Consider the following 23,707-nt stretch of genomic DNA (forward strand, 5'->3'; position numbering starts at 1 on the left):
ACTCAGCGTTCCCATGCCATGAACATATAACTTGGTGGTATCGCATTATTAACAAAAATTAGAGGTAGCTTACGAAAGCAACAGTACTTACTATAAATATAAACAGCAAATGTTGAAGATGAATGTGATTTTAGCTGAAGATGATAATTTAGTTAGAGATGGCATTAAGTTATTGTTGGAAACGCATGAGGGCTTCACCGTCATCGGTGAAGCACATAATGGCCTTGAGGCTATTGCATTATTACAAGCGGGCATTATCCCCGATGTTGTTCTGGCTGATATTAACATGCCAGACATGGACGGAATTGCACTCATAAGAGCCGTGAAGGAGCTCAATCCCTCCATACAGGTTGTCATGCTTTCAATGCTGGACAATGAAAAATATATGATTCAGTCTTTTTCTGAAGGGGCATCCGGATACTTGTTGAAGACGGTGAGTCCGGAGGAATTGATATTTTCTTTGAGACAGGTTGTTGCGGGGGAAAGATATATAAGCTCCGAATTATCATTTGGTTTGCTCCATCGATCTACTAAACAGGGACCTATTTTGGCGACAGAGCCATTAAACCTACACCTGAATAGCCGGGAGCTGGAAATTTTAAAGCTAATAGGAGAGGGACTCACCAATAGTGAAATGGGCGAAAAACTGTTTATCAGTCGAAGAACTGTAGAGGGGCACCGTCAAAATCTAATGGATAAAACAGGTTGTAAAAATACGGCTACACTCATTAAATATGCCGTTCTAAACCGCCTGATCTAACTTACTCCTCTACCCATGCCCTTGCTAAATTGACGTCTTTAAAAAACCGGGTGCTTACACTTCCATAAGCACCATCAGCTGCTTTATGGGCAGATAATTGGCTAAATGCCGCGGGTGAGTAAATCCAGGCAAACTGGCGCAGCCCCGCTTTTTCCATCATTGGAAACCAGATTTCGCCAACCCAGTCCGAAGCATCAGACCAGGTGCCCAGTACGTGGCTGTTGTCATTTATCACCTTGCTTACCTTATGCCTGGAGAGCATCTCCAACATCTTCAGGCAGCCACCCTGTACAGTTTGCAGGTCCTGAAACCCAGTCCAGTCAACATCCAAACGCTGTCCTGATTCATTATAAACAATGCTTAGGGAGCGATCCTTGTAGAAGTCATCATTGTTAATGGCCTCATGGTTATTCTTAGAGGCATCAAGTGGCAGCCGGAAAAAGAACGTCGAACCTTTATGCTCCTCACTTTCTATCCAGAAGCTACCCTGGTGCCGCTTCAGGATTTCTGAAGAGATAAATAAGCCCAAACCGAGCCCTTCAAAACGCATCGCGCTGTTGTCTACACGATAGTAGCGGTCGAACAAGCGACTGAAATCCTTGCGTGCAATCCCAATTCCAAAATCCTGCACGGATACGACAATGTTGCCCATTTCCAGTTTATACTCAACGATCACCTGGTCCGCCTTCGGGGAATACTTGATGGCGTTCGACAAAAAGTTCTGAATAACCTGTTCCAGGCGAAGGTAATCTCCGACAAACTCGATCTCTTCGGTACCATTCAACACAATCTGGTGCGTTGCGCTGGTTTGCTGTATGGTATCAATCGCGCCCAACAGCAACTTCCTAAAGTTCAGCGGCTGCATGTTGTACACCATCTTACCCGCATTGATCTTCGTAACATCAAGCAAGTCGTTAATCAGCCATTCCAGTTTTTCGATGTGCTCGGCCGACTTAACAGAGAAGTGCTGAACCTTGCTGATGTCCTTTGTTCTGGCAATAAGTTGGTTAAAGGCTTTTATGCTGGTTAAAGGTGTTTTTAACTCGTGGCTGGCTATCGAAAGGAATTCATCTTTCTTCTGCTCACTTGCTTTCTGTAATTCAATGTTGGTGTTTGTACCGATCCAGAATTTGATCTGCTCATTTTCAATCATAGGCGCAGCTTTGCCCATGTGCCAGTAGTACTTGTCGTCTTTGAAGCGCAGACGGTATTCAGCGGTAAAGGGCTGGGAGGTTTGCAGTGCAATCGTCCAGTTTTCAACCGCTCGTAGTAAATCGTCCGGATGTATGTATTGTCGCCAGCCCTGTCGTACAAGCGTCTCCATATCCTGCCCAAATTCCTCACACATCAGCTGGTTGACGTAGTTGAGTTCGCCGCCGGCTAAAGATGTCCATACCTGCTGCGGAATGGCATTAAACATGAACTTTAGGGTCGACTCACTTTCAGTAAGTACTTTCTTGGAAGTGGAGAGCGCGTCGTTTGTTGCTGCAAGTTCCTCATTTGAAGAGTAGAGCTCCTCATTAATGGCGCTAAGTTCTTCAGATAAATACTGTTCACGCATTCTTGCCAGGCTGCGTTCGGTTACGTCATCTGCATGAACAAGTATCCGGTCTACTTCTTTTTTAGCATTAAACAATGGGGTATAGGAAAAATCGACATATAGTGTTCGCTGGTTGCCCTCATTATTAATGTCCAGTCTGGCATCCCTTTCAATATACGCTTTTCCAGTCCTGAATACCTCTTCGAGCAAAGCAGGGAATGCTTGTTCCTGCAGTTCCGGCATAAAGTCAAGTAGTCTTGTACCGAGAATATCCATTTCCTTGCCCCAGATCTTCAGCATGCCCTCATTGACGTCCTCCAGAATGAATTCCGGACCTTTCAGGATGCATACGCCCGCCGGGAGGTTCGCGATGATGTTGCTTAATCGTTGTCTTTCCTCCTGTATGGTCGACAACGATCTTTGCAGATCTTGTGTTCTTTCCCGGACACGCCGTTCCAGAACTTCATTCGCCTGACGCAGGCTCTCCTGAGATTGGTTTAGCGCCTCTACGGTAATGGTGAGCTCCTCGTTACTTGCTGATAGTTCTTCATTGGTCGCATCCAGTTCCTCAGAAAGATTCTGCTGTTTAAACAGGCGTTCACGGGTTTTTTGAATGCTGGACGGTGCAATGGGTAAGCTAATGAGATTAACCAGAATATATACAACTGCATCATTTGTACCTTTTACAGGGAACAATTCCACTTGCAACCAATTTTGATCCTCAAGATCGTCCTCAGCAGCCATACTTGTAGAAAAGTAAAGTAAAGCACGCTCCCCAGTATTAATCGCCAGCTCGACAGCCTCTTGAATTACCCGTTCCGTGTGTTGATCGTGGTACTTTGCTTCAACGAAATCATGGAGCCCCGGTGTTGGGACCACTTCGCCTTTCAACAATGCTGCTGCACTTGCATTATAGCTGATTAGGCGGACAGGGCTTGCATCTGCAAATAGGATAACACGTGGAAATGCAGCATCCAACGCCGCCTTGAACAAAGGATCGTCTAAAAAAGTCATCTAAACAGCTACGGTTTGTGTGTCAGCTTTTGTTATCAAAACTAAAGCCATAATTACGAAATATTGATGAAGATGCTTGCCATTAATCCAGGTTATAGTGTTTCGGGTCCGGACTTGCGCCTGGTATTTCGCCCTGCATTTCTCTTAACGTGTGCTCAATCATCGTACAAAGTGCGTTAAGTGCCAGGTCATTTGGTTCTACACCAAAGGGATCCTCAATTTCATCAGCTACCGCTTCCAGGGCAACGAAAGTATAGGCAATGAAGGTCACAATCACCGGCATCATCCAGCCAAGGCTGTCGACAAAACCAAATGGCAGCAGAAAACAGTAAAAGTACACCGTGCGATGTAGCAGAACTTTATACGTGTAGGGGATGGGCGTACTTGCAATGCGTTCGCAGCCGCCGATGATGTTAGACAATTCATTCAGGTTGTGATCTATATTCGCGGCGAGTAAAGGATTTATGCTGCCATTGCTGTGCAACACCTGGAGCCATTTACCCATCTCCAGCACCAGCAGGTTTGGCACGTAACGCTTACCCCTAAGCTGCTCGCTTTCCCTTGCACCCAGCAAACGATGTAGGTCTTCAGCCGGATCTGTTTGCCGGAGTTGATGTTTGGCGCACCAGCTAAAGGCAATCAGCAGCTTCACAAAATGGCCGGTGTCCGTAGGGGCACCTTTATGGGTTAAAGTTTGTGCCTGTCGCGCCAGAGATCTGGTTGTATTGAGCATGCTGCCCCATAGTCTTCGGCCTTCCCAAAAGCGGTCGTAACTCACATTATTGCGGAAGCCCAGGAAAATTGCCAGTGCAATGCCAAAAAGCGTAAAAGGAGCGGGGTTCAGCTGAATCTTGTAATTGAAAATGGCACCATTAAAATACAGGACGACAAGGCTGAGTAGCAGCAGTAGCGACAGCCTGCCGAGTAGGCGCGGTAAGACAGAGCCTTGCCAAATGAAGAGCATCCTGAACCAGTTTTCTTGTTTTCTAATAATCATACAGATAAAAATCCTTTTGGCACGGTGGCAGGGGTGGCATAGGCTTTGTGAAACGATAGAAGTTAAAACCTAAACCTCAATCCTATGAAAAAGTTTTTCTTAACCATGCTTGCAGTCGCGGGCTTCGCCGGGTTAACTGCCCAGGCACAAATTCAAAAAGGTAACGTCATGGTCGGTGGCAACATCAGCAACCTGACTTTCGGGTTGGATGCGCCAAACCGATTTGAGTTTAACGTTACGCCAAAAGCCGCCTGGTTTGTACAGGACAACATCGCCCTGGGTGCTTATGCAGAGTTCGGATTGGAAACAGCGAAAAACCAGGGTACCTCCATCAACTATGGTATCGGACCTTTGGCACGCTACTATTCCGGGTCTGATGTGGAAGTACTGAACCACGGCAGACTCTTTGGTGAGGTAACCGCAGGTATCGGTGGCTCCAATCCAGCGGTAGGTGGCAATACCAACGGCTTCGACTTTAGCTTCGGTCCAGGCTTCGCCTACTTTATTACCCCAAACATCGGCTTGGAAACCCTGGTTAAATACAGGGGCCTTACTGGTTTCGGTAATGATGGTTACCAACACAACCTTGGCCTATCTTTCGGACTTCAGATTTACCTTCCCGGCAGAGGAACTGCCGCTAAAGTATCTCGTGACGTAAGATAGTTCGACAACAAAAATGTAAGCCGGTTTGTGAAATTTAAAAAGCAAACCGGTTTTTTTGTACCCCAGGGTATGGAACATTACGAATTCTTTTTAACTTGATTCCAAACTGAATATATATGCCTTCGACAGAACGTAGCTTAGAGAACTACAAGTCATCCAATACACCCTGCCTATTCCTGCTGCCCGATTCTCCGAAATTCACCGTCATTGATGCCAATGATGCATACCTTAAGGTTACTGGAACGCTACTGTCACAGGTCGTTGGCCGCAATATGTTCGACCTATTTCCTGAAGCAGGCGGGGAAGACAGTCAAAAAAGGGTAAAGGCATTTCGTTCAGCCTTGGAGAATGCTTTCCGGTTGAAAAAACCCAGCAAAGTAAGGCTGCAGCGTTATGATGTTAGGGTAAATAAACAAGCAGAACCAATCGTTAAGTTCTGGAATTCCGATACCGTACCAATCCTGGATGTAAACAACAAGGTTCTTTATCTGGTACATTCCATTGTAGAGGTTACGGAGTTTGTGACACAACAGTCCCGCTCGGAAACCGATAGCCCAATGTTCCATGAGAACTTCGCACACCCATTGTTCAACGATTATCCGGAAGCAATGGCGACACTCGATCTTTACGGGAATTTCCTGAACGTAAACAAGATCTTCGCAGACCTGAGTGCCCACACCCGGGAGGAATTGCTAAACATGTCCTTTCTGCCGCTCATATCGGAAACAAACTTCCACCCGGTATTTGAAGCTTTCCAAAAGTCAATCAAAGGTGAGATACAGAACTTAGAGACGGAAGTTATAAATGGCATCGGGAAAACCCTGGTGCTGAACATCACCTTTATTCCCATAATCATTAATAACGAGGTGCTTGGTGTTTACATGATCACGAATGACCTGACCTTGCTGCGGGAGATTGAAGAAAAGTCCACCGTGCACCAGCGACAACTTGTATCCATGATGGAAAGCATCAAAGATGGTTTCTTTGCTATGGATAAAGATTGGACTGTAACCTACTGGAACAAGGAAGCAGAGCGGATGTTAAAAACACCAAGGTCTGAGATCATCGGCAAAAACTTGGGGGATTTCCATCCGGAAGCTTTATCAGGTAAGTTCATCAAGGTTTACCGTCAAGTCTTGGAAACACAGGAGGCTACGCTATTTGAAGAATATCTGCCCTCCGCGAAAATGTGGCTGGAGATATCAGCCTACCCGAATTTAGATGGACTAAGCATCTATTTCCGGGATGCAACCGCAAGGATTGAAGCCAAGCAGGAACTTCAGGAAGCAAAAAAGCGTTATGAACAGCTGTTCGACTTCAGCCCTTTTCCAATCTGGGTGTACGATATTGAGAGTCTTAAATTCCTTGCCGTTAATGCTGCGGCCATTGAGGCCTATGGCTATTCTGAAGCAGAGTTTCAAAACATGACCGTCAAAAGCATGTACCCCGCCTCGGAATTGCCAGTGCTCGATAAAATGCTGGAAGAGAATGTACGACCTAAGCTTCTGAACAAAGCACAAGTCCGCCTGATGAAGAAATCGGGAGAAATCCTCATTGCAGAGCTGGTCAGCCAGCCGCTTACCTCCTGGAACGACAGGGCGCGGATCATCGTCGCCCAGGATGTTACAAATCGCATTAAAGCAGAACAGGCGCTTAGGCTCAGTGAACAACGCTTTAAAGCACTTGTGCAGGATGGTTCAGACCTCACCGCCATACTGGATATCTCCGGAACATTCAAATATGTGAGTCCCTCCACCAGGCGCGTTCTAGGAGTCGATTCAGCCATGCTGATGCATAAAAATATCTTTGAATTTATACATCCGGAAGATAAAGCAGCTGTGGTTGAAGGTTTCAGCAGTCTTCATCTGTCACGGTCGCAGCGTCTGGCACCATTCCGCGTTTCCATTAATCCGGCACAATATCGATGGCTGGAGAGTTTTATCACAGACCTCAGCGACGATGAAGCGGTTAGTGGAATCGTCATTACCGGTCGCGATGTAACGCAGCGGATCAATAACGAAAGGAAAATCAAAGCAAACATTGAGCACTACAATCGGAATTCACGATCAAGTGATGCCATATATGACTGGGATCTGCAAACGAATGAGTTGACCTGGAGCAAAGGTTTCAATGAGGTCTTTGGATACGATTGCCAGGACAAGGATAAGGATAAGCCTTTAGTTAGATGGCTGGACCTCATCCACCCGGAAGATCAGGAGCATATCGTAGATCAGATCTTCGTACACCTGCGCGATAAGAAGACGCGCTGGAAACAGCAGTACCGGTTCTTAACATCGGGTGGGGTTTACAAAGCTGTAGTAGACCGCGGTTTCTTTGTGTTCAATGCATCAGGTGAACCGGAACGTATGGTTGGAGCCATCCAGGATGTAACGGAGCGCTTAACCTACATCAGCAACCTGGAACATGAAAATAAATACCTGAAGGAAATCTCCTGGATGCAGAGCCATGTGGTACGTGCGCCGCTGGCCAGGATCATGGGGTTGTCGGAATTACTGACCTATAGTGAGGGCAAGCTCACCAACATGGAGCTGCTTGCCCACCTCACTGATTCCGCACATGAGCTCGATCAGATCATCAGTTCAATTCTTTCGGAAACAGACAAGAAAATAGATCCAAGTTAGGCCAGATTATATCTGGCCTTTACAGTACTTGTCCCAGTACTTTATCATTAATTTCTTACCAAAACGGGTATGTCCCTTACCTAAGGCTGGCGTTGGCGTAAACTCGCCAAATACGGCGCCGCGGTTCGTGGCATAGAAATCCAGACGAACAAACATGCCATAGGCTTTACTCAGACTTTTCGCCTGACTTACCATTTCCGGGAAACACTTTGGTGGCGGTCCTGCATCTTTCGGTGGATAGAAGATGTGGACCTCATCTATACGGTTCCAGTTTTCATCGTAGAAGGTCGCAAAGCCTTTCTTCGGATCAATACGCTTGATCTCCCAGATCGTGGCAGTCTCCCCATTGAAGCAGAAGATTTTGTAATCCGTTAATACCTTGTATTCACCTTCTTCATTTTGCAGGAACTCTTCAATTAAAAACTCCTGATCTTCTTTCATATCTACAGCCGCTTTCAACGCTGCAACAATCTCCTCAGGTTCGTATTGCTTGCCATCAAAGAGGTTGGTGCCATGGTCCATTACATAAACCATCTTTGCAGAGTGCCCGGTCGTTGGGCGGATTACATAATATGGGGGTAGTGCACTGAAGTCGATGTTCTCCACATCGGAGCCTCTCCAGTAAAGATCCGGCACCTGGCAACCCTGCATAAGTGCAAATTCACGAGCATTGGCTTTATTGCTCAACTTGCGCTGCCAATAAGGAACATCCATCCATTTCTCAATAGGGTCCTCGTGCGACATGCGGACGTTACGAATCTTTTCAGCAGCAGGATCACCCCAAAAGATTTTGTGCCTGCGAAGAACCCGGTCGGTGAATTCTCCACTATTAATCATCTTTTTCTTGATCCGCTCAAGCAGGATCGTGTAATAAGTAGTAAGCTTTTTCAATCTATATAATTTGGCAAATGCCATTTAAGAACAATAAGGGTTAAAATTAAAGCTTAATAAATGCTTAGCCAAATGATGAGTGGCACATTTTAGTGTACAAAAAACAATATTGGCTTTAAAAACACCTTCATAATTCAAAGATTATAATAAAGATGCCGGTGATTTTCAATTAACAACCCTCCGGACTTTAATCCCTAGCCCCAGGCAGAAAAAAAAATAAAAAATATTCAAATAAAAAGATGGTCATGTAAGTGGCTGATATTCTAATCCTTAAAGCTGTAAAAGCCGGTTTTTAGTACCTTAAAAGCACTTTTTATAAGGATGTTTGAAGAAAAAACTGAAAAAACTTTTGCAGAATTAAAACTTGGGTGTATATTTGCACACCGAACAACGAAAAAGAATCTTAAAAAGCTTAATCGTTGAAGAGGTAACCAAAAGGGAGATTAGCTCAGCTGGTTCAGAGCACCTGCCTTACAAGCAGGGGGTCACTGGTTCGAACCCAGTATCTCCCACTAAAGAAAAGCCTTTCAGTGTAAACTGGAAGGCTTTTCTTGTTTATAGCAATTTCCGACCTTTCCTAAGCCCATCCGCTTTAAAAACCTTATCTTGTTTCAGCCTTCTACTTATGTCGAATAAAGACCAGCAAATCAATGCGCTTATTGAACTTAATGATGAGCTTGAAAACTACTTCAGCAACACCATCATCCCACAACTCTTTGTAGATTCTCAGCTGATCTTGCGGAAATTTACACCGCCCGCCATGAAGCAGTTTAAATTGTCGAAATCGGATGTAGGCCGGCCCCTGGCTGATGTTATAGATAATTTTCGCTTCCCCGCTTTTCTGGATAACATCCAACATGTTGTAGATACTGGTGAAATTCTGGAAAAAGAAATCCAGACCACCGACATGCGCTGGTATCAGATGAACATTCTGCCTTATGTGGTTAAGAAGCTGAAGAAGACCAACGGTGTCATCATTACATTCGTAGAAGTTACCATGCGTATCAAGGACCTTAGGGAACAGGAAAAGCTGATTGCGGAACATGAAATGTTGCTGGACACCATCGCGCATGATATCAAATCACCGCTCACCAGCCTTCGACTGACCATAGAATTGTTAAAGCAGGTTCCGGAGAAAGGTATGGAGCGCTTTCCAGTATTGCTTAAAAAGGTGGAAAACAGCATGGTCAACATGCAGAAGATTATCAACGACCTCACAGATGCACGCTGGATACAGCACAAGTATCAGGCTGAGGAAGAACTCCTGAACTTCGAACACATTATTGAGGATGTGCGTTTAACCCTTGCACCGCAAATTGAGGAATCCAAAGCAATCATTAGAAGTGAGATCGAGGCATCTGAGATCACCTTTGTACGCAGAAAGCTCCGCAGCGTCGTGTATAACCTCGTTAACAATGCGATCAAATACCAGACTCCCGGTCGTCGTCCTGAAATTTCCATTAAAACGACAGCGGCAGACGGCTTTATGGTGATCAACATTGCAGATAACGGCAGGGGCATCCCCGAAAAAGACTTCAAATCGATCTTTGGCAAATACGAGCGCCTGGTAGATGACGTTGAAGGTACCGGAATCGGACTTTATCTCGTAAAAGAAATCATCACCAATGCTGGAGGCCACATCACTGTGGAGAGTAAAGAAGGAACAGGATCAGCTTTCAAGGTTTTCCTGAAGCTCGAAGAGGCTTAATGTCTGTACGCCTGGGCAGCTGCTAAAAGCTTAGCTGTGCCTGTAACCGCAGTAAATTACCCATCTGGTAATTGTCCGGCAGGGCATAGTCTTCGTAACGACGCTTCGAGAAGGTGTAGCCACCCACAAGCTCCAGGTGTTCCACTGGTTGCCATTCCACGCCAAATTCAAAGTCGTTCACCTTGTAACTTCTGGCATCAAGCTCATGCTTTTTACCACCGTCATAGTATTGCGCCCGCACAAAGGGCATGATGACTTGTTTGTCTTTCCTTAGCAGGTAAGACATCATCACATAACCACCTTTTAGATTTTGCACCTCAATGGAGTCGGTTTGCTTGTTGAACTCTGGTCCTTTACCAACATTGAATTCCGCCTGGATGCCAAATGGCTTGGGGTACAACACGAAGGTCGCAGCCACCCTTTGATCTAAATAACTGCGGTCAGCAGCAGTCTTTACCCCTGAAGAGATCTGGCCTTTCGGCATAACGAACTGTCCGGTATAGCCCTGGATGCTGGGCTCTACAATCTGATTGCCAATCTTCATCGGCCAGGTTACCCGCGCCACGGTATGCAACGCATTGTTCTGGTCCAGCTGATTGGAGGTCTGACCGTTGAACACGCCCAGCGCAAAGATGCCGTAGTCGCCACTTCCTTTTAAACCAGCATCCACCAGCTGCTTCAACATCGCGCGTTTCTCTTTTGGTGCCCAGTAAAAGAAAGCACCCAGATCACGTTCGTTTGTAAAAGCACTGTTTATACCATCGGAGCGGTCTAATGGTAAACGCACTGAACTGGATTGCATATTTTCAAAGCCATAAGGGATCTTTGTCTGACCCACGCGGATCCGGTATTCGTTTTCCGGATCAAACCCGAAGTCAAAATATGCATCCTTTAGCTGTCCGAAGTTTAAACCACCGGAACCGGAAGCGGCAAAGTCGGGCTGAAAGTAGAAATATACCTGCTTCCCAATTTGCCCGGAGAATACCAGTCGTGCGCGGCGAATGAAAAAGCTGCTGTTACCGTTCCAGCTTTTATCACACTGGTCGCAACCCAGATCGGGATTGGACTGAAAAGCATTATAGCGGACCTGAATGTAACCTCTTAAAGAAAAGGTATCATACCACTTCGGCGGGTTTGTGTCGCTTTGTGCATTAACAATTTGGTTAAGAGAAGTTAATATTACCGCAAGAATCAGAATCCGCTTAAAGCTCATTGTAAAGTCTATGTTAAGAAGTTGCAAAGAAAAGACCTAAACGTCAATTCCGTGCACATCCTAAAAGATTTAACTACAGCGATTAAAGTAATGGCAAATGGGTTAAGAAAGCACCTCTTCAAGCACCTGATGTGCGCGGATTTCACCGAAAGATGCGGTATGAAGGGTATAAAAAAGCAGGATCTTGTTTAATATAGAGCGCCTGTCCACTTTGCTAAGTTGCAATTCCTGTAGCTTTTCCATCGGTACGCTGAACAGCGCAATGAAGATCAATGCATCTGTTCTATCCATGTAGTAGGGGTGGATGGGAGGCCTGCTGCTGAATGCACCTTCCTGAAGATCGAAGAAATGTTGGTCAATCCTGCTTTCTGTGCTGGGTGCGAAACCCAGATATCGGGTAAGTTTTAATAGAAAAGCGAGGTGAAAATTAATACTGGCATCGGTCGTTTCATCAAACCAGGCAATGCTGCTGTATATAAAATCAAACAGTTGTTCGTCTGTGTGTTGTTGTCTGATGCTTTTATAAAGCACTTCGTTCAGGAACATCACGATGGTACTTTTAATAATATCGTAGGGAATGCTGCGGAAAACAGGGGAGGGCTGCACTTCTTTGATCCGCTGAATGCCGGTATTCGCCTTGAAATACACCACCATTTCCAGCAAATGCAAGGGCTGAAGCATGTTCATGTTGACCTTTGCTTTCGCCTTACGTACGCCATTGATGATGTACGACTGGATCCCGAACTTCTCCGTAAAAACCTGCACCACTACACCCGTATCCCCATAGAAGGTGGTTTTCAGTACAATTCCGCGGGTTTTGTGCAGCATGTGATCCTTTTGAACAAAGATAGTTAATTTGCCTGAACCCAGATTTATCAAGTACTTTTGCAGCAAGAACACAATTTATGAGCGAAGCAAAGGAAGAAAAGAAGAATCTGCATCCCCGGAACAAACACCGTTCACGATATGATTTTGCCGCCCTGGTAAAGGCAGAACCTGCGCTTCGTGACTTCATTCACCTTAATCCATATGGCGATGAGTCTGTAGATTTTGCAGATCCCCGTGCAGTGAAAACCTTAAACGGTGCCTTACTCAAGCACTTCTATGGCATTTCCCACTGGGATATTCCGGAAGGCTATCTTTGTCCGCCAGTACCTGGCCGCGCAGATTATATCCATTACCTGGCAGATTTAATCGCCGAAAGCAATGGGGGTGTTGTGCCAACAGGACGCTCCATCAAAGTACTGGATATTGGAGTAGGCGCAAACTGCATCTATCCAATTGTGGGCCATCAGGAATATGGGTGGACCTTTGTCGGTTCCGATGTGGACCGTACAGCCGTAAAAGCTGCGCAAAACATCGTTGCAGCGAACCCGCCATTACAGGCTGCAGTGCAAATAAGACTGCAGGAAAACAAAGGGCAGATCTTCAAGGGCATCATTAAAGCAGGGGAGCGCTTCAACCTGACCATGTGCAATCCACCCTTCCATGCTTCTGCAGAAGAGGCGGCGGCGGGTTCTGGCCGTAAGCTTCGTAACCTCGGCAAGCAAAGTAAAGTGCTGAACTTCGGCGGGCAGCAGGTGGAGCTGTGGTGTGAAGGCGGCGAACAGGCTTTTGTTCGTAAAATGGTTTTTGAAAGTGCAGAAATGGAGAAAGGAAAGACCTGGTACACCAGCCTTGTTTCTAAAAGCAGTAGCCTGCCCGGCATTTACAATGCATTGGAAAAAGCAAAGGCCACTTCGGTGCGTAGCATCGAAATGGCCCAAGGTCAAAAAATAAGCAGGTTTGTGGCCTGGAATTTCGGTATTTAGGCTACCTGTTCCTGATCCTCTGCCATTTTAGAATAAATTCTAAGCTGTTTCTTTAAGATTTGTCTTGCAACATGGATGCGGGTTTTAACCGTTCCAATTGGAATCTTCAATTCATCTGCAATCTCGTGGTATTTGTAGCCTTCAAAGTACTTAATGAAGGGCGTATAATATTCTGGTTGAAGTTTCGAAAGTGCTTTGTAGATATCATCCATCACGAATTTACCTTCACTGCCGTTCATAGATGCACTAAGGAACAATTTATCGGAAGTCAGGTCATCCGTCACCGTCATTATGCGATCGGTTTTAGAGCTCTTTCTGTAGTTGTTGATGAAGGTATTACGCATGATGGTATATAACCATGCTTTCAGGTTTGTTCCTTCTTTAAACTGACTGGAATAGTTGATGGCCTTTAGCATTGTTTCCTGAAACAGGTCGTTCGCATCATCGGTATCTTTAGTGAATGAGAACGCAAAAGAGAATAAAGAATCTTTATGACTAAAAATGTTTAAGTTGAATGCTTTAGTATCCATTGTTTAATTATTTTGGTTGATAGATAAACAAATAATAACAATTGACATACCAATTTTTTTTATTTTAACTTTATCCCATGAAATATCAAATCACGTATCAGGCGGCCATCGTTATAGCTTCTCAGGTTGAGTCGATCTTTAATGAGCACTTGCGTTTGGCCAAGGATCGTGGGGAGATAGACCTGGCACCATTACCCGAAGCAGGCATCGTCCAAATGATCATCGATGCGGCATTTTGGGCGAGCCTAAGGAAGGAAGAAGGGCACTCGCCAAAGATATCCCTGGCCTTCGTAGCCCCTGCACAAGCGGGAAATCCCCTTGTTTTCAAGCAACCACTGGCACTCACCTCATCGGCGCTGGCCAAGATCGCCCCCGGTGTAGAACGGGCTGGTATACACCTGGGTGTATGGCATGAGGATGGCGAAGTTTACATCTGGGGAACCACCACCAGCATCCCCAATTTCTGTTTTGTGGTCGACGTTTCCGAGCCCAGTTTACTGGTGATCAAACACCGCCGCTTTTCCGGTTTTGGCAAGTTTACCAACGTCGCTGTACTAAAAGGAGAGCAAATTAAGATCGTTGATTCCGACAGTGCGACCATGCCAGATACACCACAGTTAGTATTATCGTTACTTGATCTTACTGCACCTTCTTACTGGAATGATGCTGTAAACGTAATGATCCAGCTGGCGGTATCCATGCGGGCCCACCAACGTGGTGGAACATTGCTCGTCGTATCTTCTAAAAATAACAACTGGCTGCACTCCATCATCAAGCCATTTCAGTATGGCGTACAACCGGCATTCTCCGGACTGTCCAAATTATTGAATCAGGACCGGAAGGAAGCGAGTCAGATCTTCTGGCAAACGGCACTCCGCCGTGAGGTCGAACACATGGCTGGCCTTACCGCTGTAGATGGTGCAACCATCGTCAACGAGAACTATGATCTGCTGGCTTTCGGTGCGAAGATTGGCCGTGCCAAGGGTAAGGAGACCGTTGACGACATCATTCTTATTGAGCCGGTATTTGGTGGCGGCGCAGTCGTAATGCCTGCGGCAAAGATTGGCGGTACCCGGCACCTTTCTGCCGCCCAGTTCGTGAACGATCAGCACGACGCACTCGCAATGGTTGCCTCCCAGGATGGGCATTATACCATGTTCAGCTGGTCTGCATCCCGCGACATGGTACAGGCACACCGCATTGACACTTTATTGCTTTAATCGAGCGAAAACCACGAAAAATTTCAGGGCATAAAAAATCCCGGTGGGTAGCACCGGGATAAAAATCAATTAATGTTTTTCAACTCCTATGAAAATACAATGGCGCCAGTGATGACAGCCAAGAGCATAATCAGCATCACAATACGATCTGCAAAGATCCATTGCTGTTTACTTAATGCTTGCTCAATCTTCTCCTCACGATGCCTCGCATAGCTCGGAAAAACAGGATTTAATTTGATTAACATAGGTAGATGATTAAGATGTACTTATGCAGATACAAAGTGTGCGCCAAAGTACTGTCCCCCTGGCAAATAATCCTAAGTTTTAGTTTTTCTAAACAAGCTTAACTAAACTGTTAATGTTGTGCTTTTTATACAAGCAAATTGCCTGCTATTCCGAAGATCCTTTTTCTGCCAGGCTTTTTCTCAGGACACTATTCTTTTTACCGTATCCAAAATAAATCGCCATACCAAGTGCTAACCAAACCAGCAATCGCAACCAGGTATCACCAGGTAAAAACAACATCATCCCCAGACATACGAGAATGCCCAGAATTGGTATGAAAGGTACAAGCGGTACCCGGAATGGTCTCACCGCATCGGGATCTGTCTTTCTCAAGATCAGAATCCCTACACATACCATTAAGAAGGCCAGCAAGGTACCAATGCTGGTCATCTCACCAACCACACGCATCGGCACTAGCGCCGCGAAGGTCGCAATGAAAGCGCAAAGCAAGATGTTGGATTTATAAGGGGTTTTATATTTGCTGTGTACCTCGGAAAAGACCTTCGGTAGCAAGCCATCGCGACTGATGGAGTAGAACATTCTGGACTGAGCCATTAGATCCACCAGGATCACCGAGGTATAACCAACCAGGATGGCAAGAATCACGGCCTGACTGATCCAGTTTATCGGCGTATTCTGCAAGGCGATTGCAACGGGGGCACCGCTGTTTGCAAATTCTTTATAGTTTGCCAGTCCGGTAAGCACGTGTGCAAAAACACCGAACAAAACGGTACAAACCAGCAGGGAGCCCAAAATACCAATCGGCAGATCTCTTGCCGGTTTCTTCGTTTCTTGTGCTGAAGCCGCCACAGCATCAAAGCCGATGAACACAAAGAAGACCAGTGCGGCACCACGAAGGATACCAGACCAGCCATATTCACCAAAGGTGCCGGTGTTCTGCGGGATGTAAGGTTGATAATTTTCCGGATTGATGTACTTCCAACCCATGGCAATGAAAACCACAACCACACCAACCTTCAGAAACACAATTATGCCGTTCACAATCGCCGAACCTTTTGCACCACGAATCACCACCATCGTCATGATGATCACGATCAGTGCTGCAGGAATGTTTATCCAGCCGCTCACCATACGACCATCGGCAAGTTGTGCCGTCTCAAATGGCGACATGGTCAGTTGTGCCGGCAAGTATATGTTAAAGGAAGAAAGAAACTTCGTGAGGTACTGCGACCAGCTTACCGCAACGGTCGCACAGCCAATAGAGTACTCCAAAACCAGATCCCAGCCGATGATCCAGGCAAAGAATTCACCCATCGTGGCGTAAGAATAAGTGTAAGCACTTCCGGCGACCGGAATCATAGAAGCAAACTCCGCATAACATAAAGCAGCAAGCCCGCAACCCAATGCCGCAATGAAAAAGGAAATCGTTACCGCAGGACCGGCATAAGTGGCTGCAGCAAGGCCGGTTATGGAAAACAGGCCCGCACCTAAGGTAAGTCCTACCCCGATGAGTATCAGGTTAAAAGGCCCTAAAGAGCGCTTCAGGGAATGTTCGTTGCTCTCGTTTGCTTCAACGAGAATCTGATCTATGGATTTCTTTAGCATAAAGAATATGAAAATAGTCGACAAAAGTAGTCGATGATCACTTATTAACCATATAAAATTCTGTCTAAATTTTATTAAACTGATAATCAGATACTTGAATTTAACTTTATGATTAATACAGTACTATGTATTGCATATTACTATACGAAACATATATCTTTGTTATATGATAGCAGAAAATACGCAAACACAAATGCGCAAGGGCATACTCGAATATTGTGTGCTTCTCATAATATCGAAAGGAGAGATCTATGCTTCTGATATTATTGCGGAACTAAAGAAGGCCAAATTGCTCGTGGTAGAGGGTACACTTTACCCTTTACTAACCCGGTTGAAGAATAACGGCTTGTTGAGCTACAACTGGGTGGAGTCTACCTCCGGGCCGCCCAGGAAGTATTATCTGCTTACCGCAGAAGGAAAAGAAATCTTAAATAAACTGGACATCACCTGGATGGAGTTGTCTTATGCCATTGAAACCTCAAAACAAACCAAATCATGAAAAAGACGCTCAACATAAATATTGGAAACTCGATCATCCTGATAGAGGAGGACGCTTATGAAATGTTAACGGGCTATTTGAATGAGATCAAATTTCACTTTTCAAAGAATGCCGATCATTTCGAAATTGTAACGGACATTGAAAACCGTATTGCGGAGATGTTCCGGGAGATGCTTTTGCAGCAGCAGAAGCAGGTGATCAGCATCGATGATGTGCAGCTCGTGATTGCGCAGATGGGATCTGTGAAGGATTTTGAAAACGCAGATGAAGCCGAGGGCGGCATCTATGAGGAAACGATTAGTGGGGTGAAGAAGCTTTACCGTGACACGGACGACGCGTATATCGCGGGTGTTTGTTCCGGCCTGGGTCATTATGCAAATATTGAAGCCAAGTGGTTCCGACTGATGTTCCTGGTATCTTTCTTCTTTGCCGGGTCCGGAATTGTGGTTTATCTGATCATGTGGATTCTGATTCCGCGGGCGGCCACCCGTTCACAGCGGATGTATATGAAAGGGGAGGCGGTAAACCTGCATGGCTTTATCCGTAATTTCGAAGAGGAGCTCGCCGGAAACCAGTTGATCAGTCGCTCCAGAGGCTTTTTCGTTGAACTTGCGGAAGCTGCCGGAAGGATCGTACGTACACTTGGTAAAACCTTCTTCAAGGTCGTTGCCTGGCTTATCATCATCCTGGGGAGCTGCTTCTTCCTGGCCATGCTGGTCGGAATGGCCGTATTCTTAGGCTTTTCGGATGCAAACCCGAACGAATACTTTCCACTGAACATTGTTAACGACGCTTATTTGTCGTCCATGGTCTTCGCCTTCTTCGTTGCCCTGGCCATCCCGATCATTGCTTTAGTGCTTTTCGCCATCCGTGTCGCTTTCAACAGCAGAGCCATCAATCGTACGGTTTCCTTTGGGTTGCTTGTGGTATGGCTTGGCGGTGTGATGCTGAGCATTTTCTACATCACTAAAGTCGCTTCAGAATTTAAAGAAGAGGCCGAGTTCTCGCAGGTGCGTGAACTGAAGAAGTACGATGCATACACTCTGACACTGGATCGCTCCCGGTTTTTCTCCAGAGCGGATAGCGTAAAATACCAGATCAATTCTGATAAGTACCGCGGTAAAGTGATCCTGAATGATATGGATGATCCATATAACCTGCCACGAAACGTGCGCTTGAATATTGAGAAGAGTGAAAATGGACTGGTAACACTTACACAAAACAACAGCTCACATGGCAAGACCTTTGAAGCCGCGTTAAGCCATGCACAGAATATTCACTATGATTTCAGTCAGCAAGACTCCCTGCTAAACTTTAGTCCATTCCTGCAGCTGAACCGCAATACCAAATGGCGGGATCAGGAGGTGACCTTAACCCTTAAAGTTCCGGTCGGTGTAAAACTGATCTTGAATGAGGAGATGGACCTGTTCAGTTACAGCTTCGATTACTGGTCCTGTGAAGATCATGGCGCGCCAAAAGCCTGGGTCATGACAGAAGAAGGCTTGAAATGCACGAAGCCTTAAGCATCACATAACATTAGACCATAAAAAAAGGAAGGCCGCAAGACCTTCCTTTTTAATGTAATCAATATTGCTGTGCAGCTGATTATTTAACCGTGTACCTGTAAATAAAGCGGCCAGGGTTTCCATTTACATCCAGACCTTCCACAATGGCCTTATAGGTGCCTTTACCATCGGCATTGTAAAACTCAAAAGAACTTGCGCCAGTGGTTGCATCCGTTACCACCTTAGGGTTCCAGAATATGGTACTTCTTAAATCCAATACATTGTAGGTTTTACCAGGCAGGTATTTTGGTGCGTAGAACGAACGTTCTTTGCTGAACCCTTTAGGATTAAACTTAAGCATATTGCTTTCCGGCAGCATTTTCTTAAGATCCGCAATGCTCATCTTGGTTTTTTCAATTTTCTTCATGTTAATGGAGATTACACCATTGGTACCATAGGTTCTGCTAACCGTACCGATCTCATCTCTAAGGAAGATTTCAATGGATTCAATTTCGGACACATTTGCGCCATTGATGGAGAATAAATCCACTGGTGTACCCGCCATAAACACGGCAACTGGCACACGTCTGCCCGCATTATAGTCGCGGGTGATGTAGAAGTTATTTTCATAGAAGGTAAGACCCGTAGCCATGGTCTTCAGGCAGCCGATCAGATCCCTGCAATTACCCAGACGGTCACCATCAATCTGATGGTCGGCCATCATACTCAGCGTTGTTAAAGCAGAATAATCATTGTGGGTAATCTTCTTTACAGGTGCACCTTTAATAACAACCTCTTTCAGGTTGTTCAGAAAACGATACTGGCGCTTGCTGTTCGCCAGGTAATTGTTTAGTGTACTGTCGATATTTTGCACTTCATCCGGGCGCTGCATGCCTTTAACGATCGCAGCCCCTGGCGACTGGTCAAGCATGATCATCATGTTGCTGGAGTTCGTATTGTACTTCGCACTGATCACCACTTCAGAGGAATCCGGAATGTTCAGATTTTTAAAAGTGAAAAGTCCGGATGGGCTGGTCAGGATCTCCTGTGAGATCGGCTTGTTCGTCACCATCAACCGTAGCGCACCTTTTTTCACCGGCATCCCTGTACGGTCGCGCAACGTACCGGTGATGTCCATACCCTGCTCGGGATAGAAAGAGATGGGATTATATTTATTTGCAAGAATATCCTTGTACACAAATCTGCGGTAGCCCTGTGTAAGTAAAAGGATATCTAAGTCGGCCATTTTCTTGTCGTTCGGCTTGTTGAAATAGTAGTTTGGTTTCTCAATGTAACCTTGCAAGTCTGATGTCAAAAGTAAGGAACTCAGAATGGTGGTTTCCGAATCATCATTAAATGGCACCTTCTGCTCATCAATGACCGTTACGGAGAAGTCGCCGGCGATTTTTTTCGTCGAGTCCTGCGCCGTCACCGTCATCTTTACCTTCTGCTTTGGCTTGTAGCTGGCCAGGTCGGTGCTGATCTTCAGGTTCAGCGCATTTTTGTGCAATATAAAAGCAAGTCGCTCTGAAACCGGCTCCCCAACAGCAGAGAACAGCGTAAGCTGCACGATGCCGGAAGGAAATTTATCTTTCGGGATTTTAGCCGAAGTAACCTGATTTTGCAACATCGTCTGTGCCGCATAATAGACTACGTTGTTGTGCTGGGCAACCAGGAACAGGGGTTTCCCTTTATTCGCCTCGAAGTAAGGTTCGTTTGCAACGATTTTAACGTTAATCACATCGGCAAGGCTGTTCGTTACCTGCAGGTTTAGTCCCGATGCTTTTGCTGCGGGAATATGGTATTCCTGTTTGGTGCCGTCTTTAAAGGTGATGTTGGCTTTGTATGTTTTTGAAGGTTCTGGGTTCAGGTAAAAGGCACCCATACCCAGGTGACTGGAGCTGATTGCGGTAACCTGGTTGCCATCGTTATCGGTTACGTTACCGGTATAATCAATGCCGAGGCCATTTGGCTGAACGGCTTTAATGGCTACCTGACTTGGTAGGCCAATGTAGAGGTCGCCGCCTTCCGGGAAGAACTGCAGGTCATTGCGGCCAACCTGCGGCTTAATGTTGAAACTGGAGCTGAGCACTTCTTTATCGGCCAGCACCAGATCGGTGAGCAGTTCACCATTATTGATGAAATTGTCTTTTTTGCTGCTGACTTCCACATTCAGGAACCCATTCTGATCGGTGGTGCCGCGGCCTTTAGCGACGATGTCGTATGAAGAGACCATCCGCCAGTTTACCACCTTGTTGCTCAAAGGTACTTTTTCGGCATTCCGGAACTGAACCCGGGCAGTGATGGTCTGCGCTTTGTCGTTCTGGGTGGTGTTGTATTTGATGTTGGTATAAAGCTTCTTGTCAATTGCATCACCTACCGGGATGGTTTTGGTAAAGTAATATTCCTGTGGGAAGTTTAACATCCAGACGGTGTACGCCTTTATGTAGTAGTTGCCCTGTTTGAACAGATCCATATTCAGGGGGATATGTCCAGTCGCAACGCTGTTGGTTACGGGCAGCTTCAATGCCGTAACCAGGGAATCCCGGTCGTTGATCACGTCGACGTAAACGATCTTACTCAACTGTGAAGCCAGGTTCTGCTCAGAGGTCAGATATGCCTTGAACCAGATGGTATCTGCAACGCTGTAGTAGGGTTTATCGAAGTGCAGATAGACCTTTTCTATGGGTTGCGTTTGGGAAAGTCGCTTGGTTTTCTCTAGGATGTTTTGCAGTACAGCGGTGTCTTGTTGTGCTTTAGCGGAAAAATGTAAGCCCAGAGAAAGAACAAAGAGGGCCAATACAATTTTGATATACTTCATGGATTCGTTTTAACCTTTTAATCTGGCTAATATATTGATTTATAAAAGGTGTAGCCTTATGTGCAAGTGTAGTTTAACAAAATTTGACATTTCTAAATGCCGGAAATTCCCGTTTTTTTTCTCTATTGTCCGCAACGTTATACAAAAGGTGACACTTTGAAACTATTGTTTAATGCTGCCGTAGTATTCGGTAACTTTAATAGGTAAATAACTAAATATCAAGGATGTATGAGGGTTTGTAAGTCCGTTTCACTGCTGGCAGGGCTGTTGGCTGTGATTTTCGTTTCCTGTGAAAAGAAGGCAGAAAACTTCGAAAAAGTGTCTGAAGGCAAGCTTCAGCAAGTAACCGACAGGGTTTATCTGCTGGATGGAAATGAGTTATCCAATCCGATCTTGCCAAAGCGAAAGCTACCGCGGGCGATTTTGACCAGAGGGGCTTTGGATCGCAACCTCAAAGTTAAACTTATAGATTCTGCCTGCGAGGAATACACCAGTCAAACCACGAAGCTGAACATCTCCGGACTGGAAGCGGGCAAGTACGTTACCAGGGTTGAAGACCGCCAGTTTCGTATCAGTACGGACAATGAAGAATACAAAGATGGATTTGTGAAGCTGACTAGCGGGCCTTCAGGCTGGTGGCCACATTGGAACTACAGCCCTTACACTGAATCTGAATATCCGGAGGTGCTCTTCGTGCAAAGCGAAGCTGGAAACGGACTTTATGTTTTCCACATGTACTTCAACAAGCCTTTAAAGATGTTCGGGTTCGAGATTGCGCCAAATACACCTGGCCCGGATCATGAAGTGACGGCGTTTTACCAGGAAGGTGATTACTACCGGTCTGAAACCTTGTTTTCATTGAAGCAAACCGTCAGTACGCCCTCAGGCGCCAGATTGCTTGCTGTGAAATCCGAAGGTGAATTCTGGATGGTGACAGTGAGTATGAATTATCCCCCATCGGCAACTGCTGGTTTTGCAATTACGAACATCCGGTATGCACTGGCGGATTAGACATGGGTCCAGCTATTTTAAGGTGAGGTTTACAAAGGCTGAGCAGTTCATACTGGGAATAAGGTTGTGACAGATTTGTGCTTGTTCGGCATATCTTCTCGGACGCCTTCCCGGAATATTTTACAGGTCGTTCACGATTATAACCAATTTATAATTAAGCAGTAACTGCGTTATTCAATGCTTTAGTTTTGCGATTCATCTAAATTAAAGCATCAAAATGAAAGCACTTTACTTAAAAAGTTTGGTGGCGGCTGCATTGGCAGTAACGCTCTCCTCCTGCGAAAAAAAAGCAGAAAACATCGAGAATTTATCCCAGTTAAAAACGCAGCTATCTGGCATTGTTTACCCTATTGAAGGTGTAGACCAGTCTACCAACATTCTTCCAAAAAGGAAGCTTCCGAGAGCGGTGTTAACAAAGGGTTATGGCGAGTACCAAAAGATTAAAGTAAAAGTAATCGACACGGTTTGTGATGAATACATACTGGCGACGAAAAAAGTAGACTTTTCTGGTTTGAAAGAAGGTAAGTATGTCACCAGTTTTGGAACTAATGAGTTCAAAATCCTTACTGATCCAGACTTTATAAGGAGAGGTGTTGTAAAGTTGAGTAATGGTCCAAAAGGTTGGTGGACACACTGGAACTATAGCCCATATACGGAGTCTGAGTATCCAGTTGTGTTATTTGCGAAGGATCGCAACGGGAATACAGTGGATGCAATTGACCTATCCTTTCTTCAGAGCCTTAAAATGTTTGGTTTCGAAATAGCGCCAAATACAACTGGTAGGGACGTGAAGATCATAGTTGAGTTTAAGGAATCTTCAACATATCGTTCCCCAACGATGTTTGAAGTAGAACAAACGATTAGTTCTCCATCAGGCGCAAGACTTATTGCTGTAAAATCTGATCGTTCATTTGAAATGGCAAGTGTTAAGATTGTTTATGATCGTGATGTGAAGTCTACTGGCTTGGCCATTACAAACATTAGATATGGGATAGCCAATTAAGCGATAAAGATTAAGATTATTGGATAGT

At 45.5% G+C, this 23,707-nt stretch carries 19 protein-coding genes and 1 tRNA gene; 11 read left to right on the forward strand and 9 right to left on the reverse strand.

The genetic code is table 11. The annotated features are described in order from the left end of the window. The first annotated feature begins 118 nt into the window (after positions 1–118). Positions 119–760, forward strand: a complete 642-nt coding sequence (locus IEW69_RS14620) for a response regulator transcription factor (protein WP_229663635.1) — start codon at positions 119–121, stop codon at positions 758–760. 1 nt (position 761) lies between these two features. On the opposite strand, the gene IEW69_RS14625 is transcribed toward IEW69_RS14620, so the two are convergent. Both IEW69_RS14625 and IEW69_RS14630 read right to left on the reverse strand, forming a co-directional pair. Next, the gene (locus IEW69_RS14625; RefSeq protein ID WP_188627618.1) at positions 762–3,314 is read right to left on the reverse strand and encodes an ATP-binding protein; all 2,553 of its coding nucleotides are present in this window, start codon (positions 3,312–3,314) and stop codon (positions 762–764) included. Positions 3,315–3,396: 82 nt separating this feature from the next. Further along, positions 3,397–4,311, reverse strand: a complete 915-nt coding sequence (locus IEW69_RS14630) for a bestrophin family protein (RefSeq protein WP_188627619.1) — start codon at positions 4,309–4,311, stop codon at positions 3,397–3,399. 84 nt (positions 4,312–4,395) lie between these two features. Between IEW69_RS14630 and IEW69_RS14635 the strand changes: the two genes are divergently transcribed. Both IEW69_RS14635 and IEW69_RS14640 read left to right on the forward strand, forming a co-directional pair. Then, the gene (locus IEW69_RS14635) at positions 4,396–4,974 is read left to right on the forward strand and encodes a putative outer membrane beta-barrel protein (RefSeq protein WP_188627620.1); all 579 of its coding nucleotides are present in this window, start codon (positions 4,396–4,398) and stop codon (positions 4,972–4,974) included. 116 nt (positions 4,975–5,090) lie between these two features. Beyond that, positions 5,091–7,616, forward strand: coding sequence for a PAS domain-containing protein (locus tag IEW69_RS14640; protein WP_188627621.1), 2,526 nt, complete (start codon positions 5,091–5,093; stop codon positions 7,614–7,616). 6 nt (positions 7,617–7,622) lie between these two features. On the opposite strand, the gene IEW69_RS14645 is transcribed toward IEW69_RS14640, so the two are convergent. Continuing rightward, positions 7,623–8,507, reverse strand: a complete 885-nt coding sequence (locus IEW69_RS14645) for an ATP-grasp fold amidoligase family protein (protein WP_188627622.1) — start codon at positions 8,505–8,507, stop codon at positions 7,623–7,625. Positions 8,508–8,944: 437 nt separating this feature from the next. Here IEW69_RS14645 and IEW69_RS14650 point away from each other — a divergent pair. Both IEW69_RS14650 and IEW69_RS14655 read left to right on the forward strand, forming a co-directional pair. After that, a tRNA-Val gene (locus tag IEW69_RS14650) sits at positions 8,945–9,019 on the forward strand. Positions 9,020–9,132: 113 nt separating this feature from the next. Continuing rightward, the gene (locus IEW69_RS14655) at positions 9,133–10,215 is read left to right on the forward strand and encodes a sensor histidine kinase (protein WP_188627623.1); all 1,083 of its coding nucleotides are present in this window, start codon (positions 9,133–9,135) and stop codon (positions 10,213–10,215) included. A 22-nt stretch (positions 10,216–10,237) separates the two neighbouring features. On the opposite strand, the gene IEW69_RS14660 is transcribed toward IEW69_RS14655, so the two are convergent. Together IEW69_RS14660 and recO are read right to left on the reverse strand one after the other, a co-directional pair. Further along, entirely contained in the window at positions 10,238–11,428 is a 1,191-nt protein-coding gene (locus tag IEW69_RS14660) for a porin (RefSeq protein ID WP_188627624.1), read from the reverse strand. A gap of 102 nt (positions 11,429–11,530) precedes the next feature. After that, positions 11,531–12,256, reverse strand: coding sequence for a DNA repair protein RecO (gene recO, locus IEW69_RS14665; RefSeq protein WP_188627625.1), 726 nt, complete (start codon positions 12,254–12,256; stop codon positions 11,531–11,533). Positions 12,257–12,333: 77 nt separating this feature from the next. On the opposite strand from recO, the gene rlmF reads away from it, so the two are divergent. Next, positions 12,334–13,239: a 23S rRNA (adenine(1618)-N(6))-methyltransferase RlmF gene (gene rlmF, locus IEW69_RS14670; protein ID WP_188627626.1), complete on the forward strand. Its 906-nt coding sequence runs from the start codon at positions 12,334–12,336 to the stop codon at positions 13,237–13,239. Here rlmF and IEW69_RS14675 read toward each other — a convergent pair. After that, complete coding sequence (locus tag IEW69_RS14675) at positions 13,236–13,769, reverse strand: RNA polymerase sigma factor (protein WP_188627627.1); 534 nt, start codon at positions 13,767–13,769, stop codon at positions 13,236–13,238. The two genes, rlmF and IEW69_RS14675, sit on opposite strands and share 4 nt — an antisense overlap. Positions 13,770–13,846: 77 nt before the next feature. Here IEW69_RS14675 and IEW69_RS14680 point away from each other — a divergent pair, with 77 nt between their 5' ends. Next, entirely contained in the window at positions 13,847–14,989 is a 1,143-nt protein-coding gene (locus IEW69_RS14680) for a putative sensor domain DACNV-containing protein (protein ID WP_188627628.1), read from the forward strand. Positions 14,990–15,075: 86 nt separating this feature from the next. Here the strand turns inward: IEW69_RS14680 and IEW69_RS14685 are convergent, their stop codons facing one another. Both IEW69_RS14685 and IEW69_RS14690 read right to left on the reverse strand, forming a co-directional pair. Beyond that, entirely contained in the window at positions 15,076–15,234 is a 159-nt protein-coding gene (locus IEW69_RS14685; protein ID WP_188627629.1) for a hypothetical protein, read from the reverse strand. Between the two features lie 145 nt (positions 15,235–15,379). Next, complete coding sequence (locus tag IEW69_RS14690) at positions 15,380–16,840, reverse strand: amino acid permease (protein ID WP_188627630.1); 1,461 nt, start codon at positions 16,838–16,840, stop codon at positions 15,380–15,382. A gap of 166 nt (positions 16,841–17,006) precedes the next feature. Between IEW69_RS14690 and IEW69_RS14695 the strand changes: the two genes are divergently transcribed. Beyond that, a complete protein-coding gene (locus tag IEW69_RS14695; RefSeq protein ID WP_188627631.1) occupies positions 17,007–17,339 on the forward strand; it encodes a PadR family transcriptional regulator in 333 nt (110 codons plus the stop codon). Further along, positions 17,336–18,862 (forward strand): PspC domain-containing protein, encoded by a 1,527-nt coding sequence (locus tag IEW69_RS14700; protein WP_188627632.1) that lies wholly within the window; start codon positions 17,336–17,338, stop codon positions 18,860–18,862. The genes IEW69_RS14695 and IEW69_RS14700 overlap by 4 nt, the downstream gene beginning before the upstream one ends. Positions 18,863–18,944: 82 nt before the next feature. Here IEW69_RS14700 and IEW69_RS14705 read toward each other — a convergent pair whose 3' ends face one another. Beyond that, entirely contained in the window at positions 18,945–21,665 is a 2,721-nt protein-coding gene (locus IEW69_RS14705) for a carboxypeptidase regulatory-like domain-containing protein (protein ID WP_188627633.1), read from the reverse strand. 228 nt (positions 21,666–21,893) lie between these two features. Between IEW69_RS14705 and IEW69_RS14710 the strand changes: the two genes are divergently transcribed. Both IEW69_RS14710 and IEW69_RS14715 read left to right on the forward strand, forming a co-directional pair. Beyond that, entirely contained in the window at positions 21,894–22,676 is a 783-nt protein-coding gene (locus IEW69_RS14710) for a hypothetical protein (RefSeq protein WP_188627634.1), read from the forward strand. 217 nt (positions 22,677–22,893) lie between these two features. Continuing rightward, positions 22,894–23,679, forward strand: coding sequence for a hypothetical protein (locus tag IEW69_RS14715; RefSeq protein ID WP_188627635.1), 786 nt, complete (start codon positions 22,894–22,896; stop codon positions 23,677–23,679). Positions 23,680–23,707 lie beyond the last annotated feature (28 nt).

It is taken from the genome of Pedobacter quisquiliarum, from assembly GCF_014642175.1.
GTDB lineage: Bacteria > Bacteroidota > Bacteroidia > Sphingobacteriales > Sphingobacteriaceae > Pedobacter > Pedobacter quisquiliarum.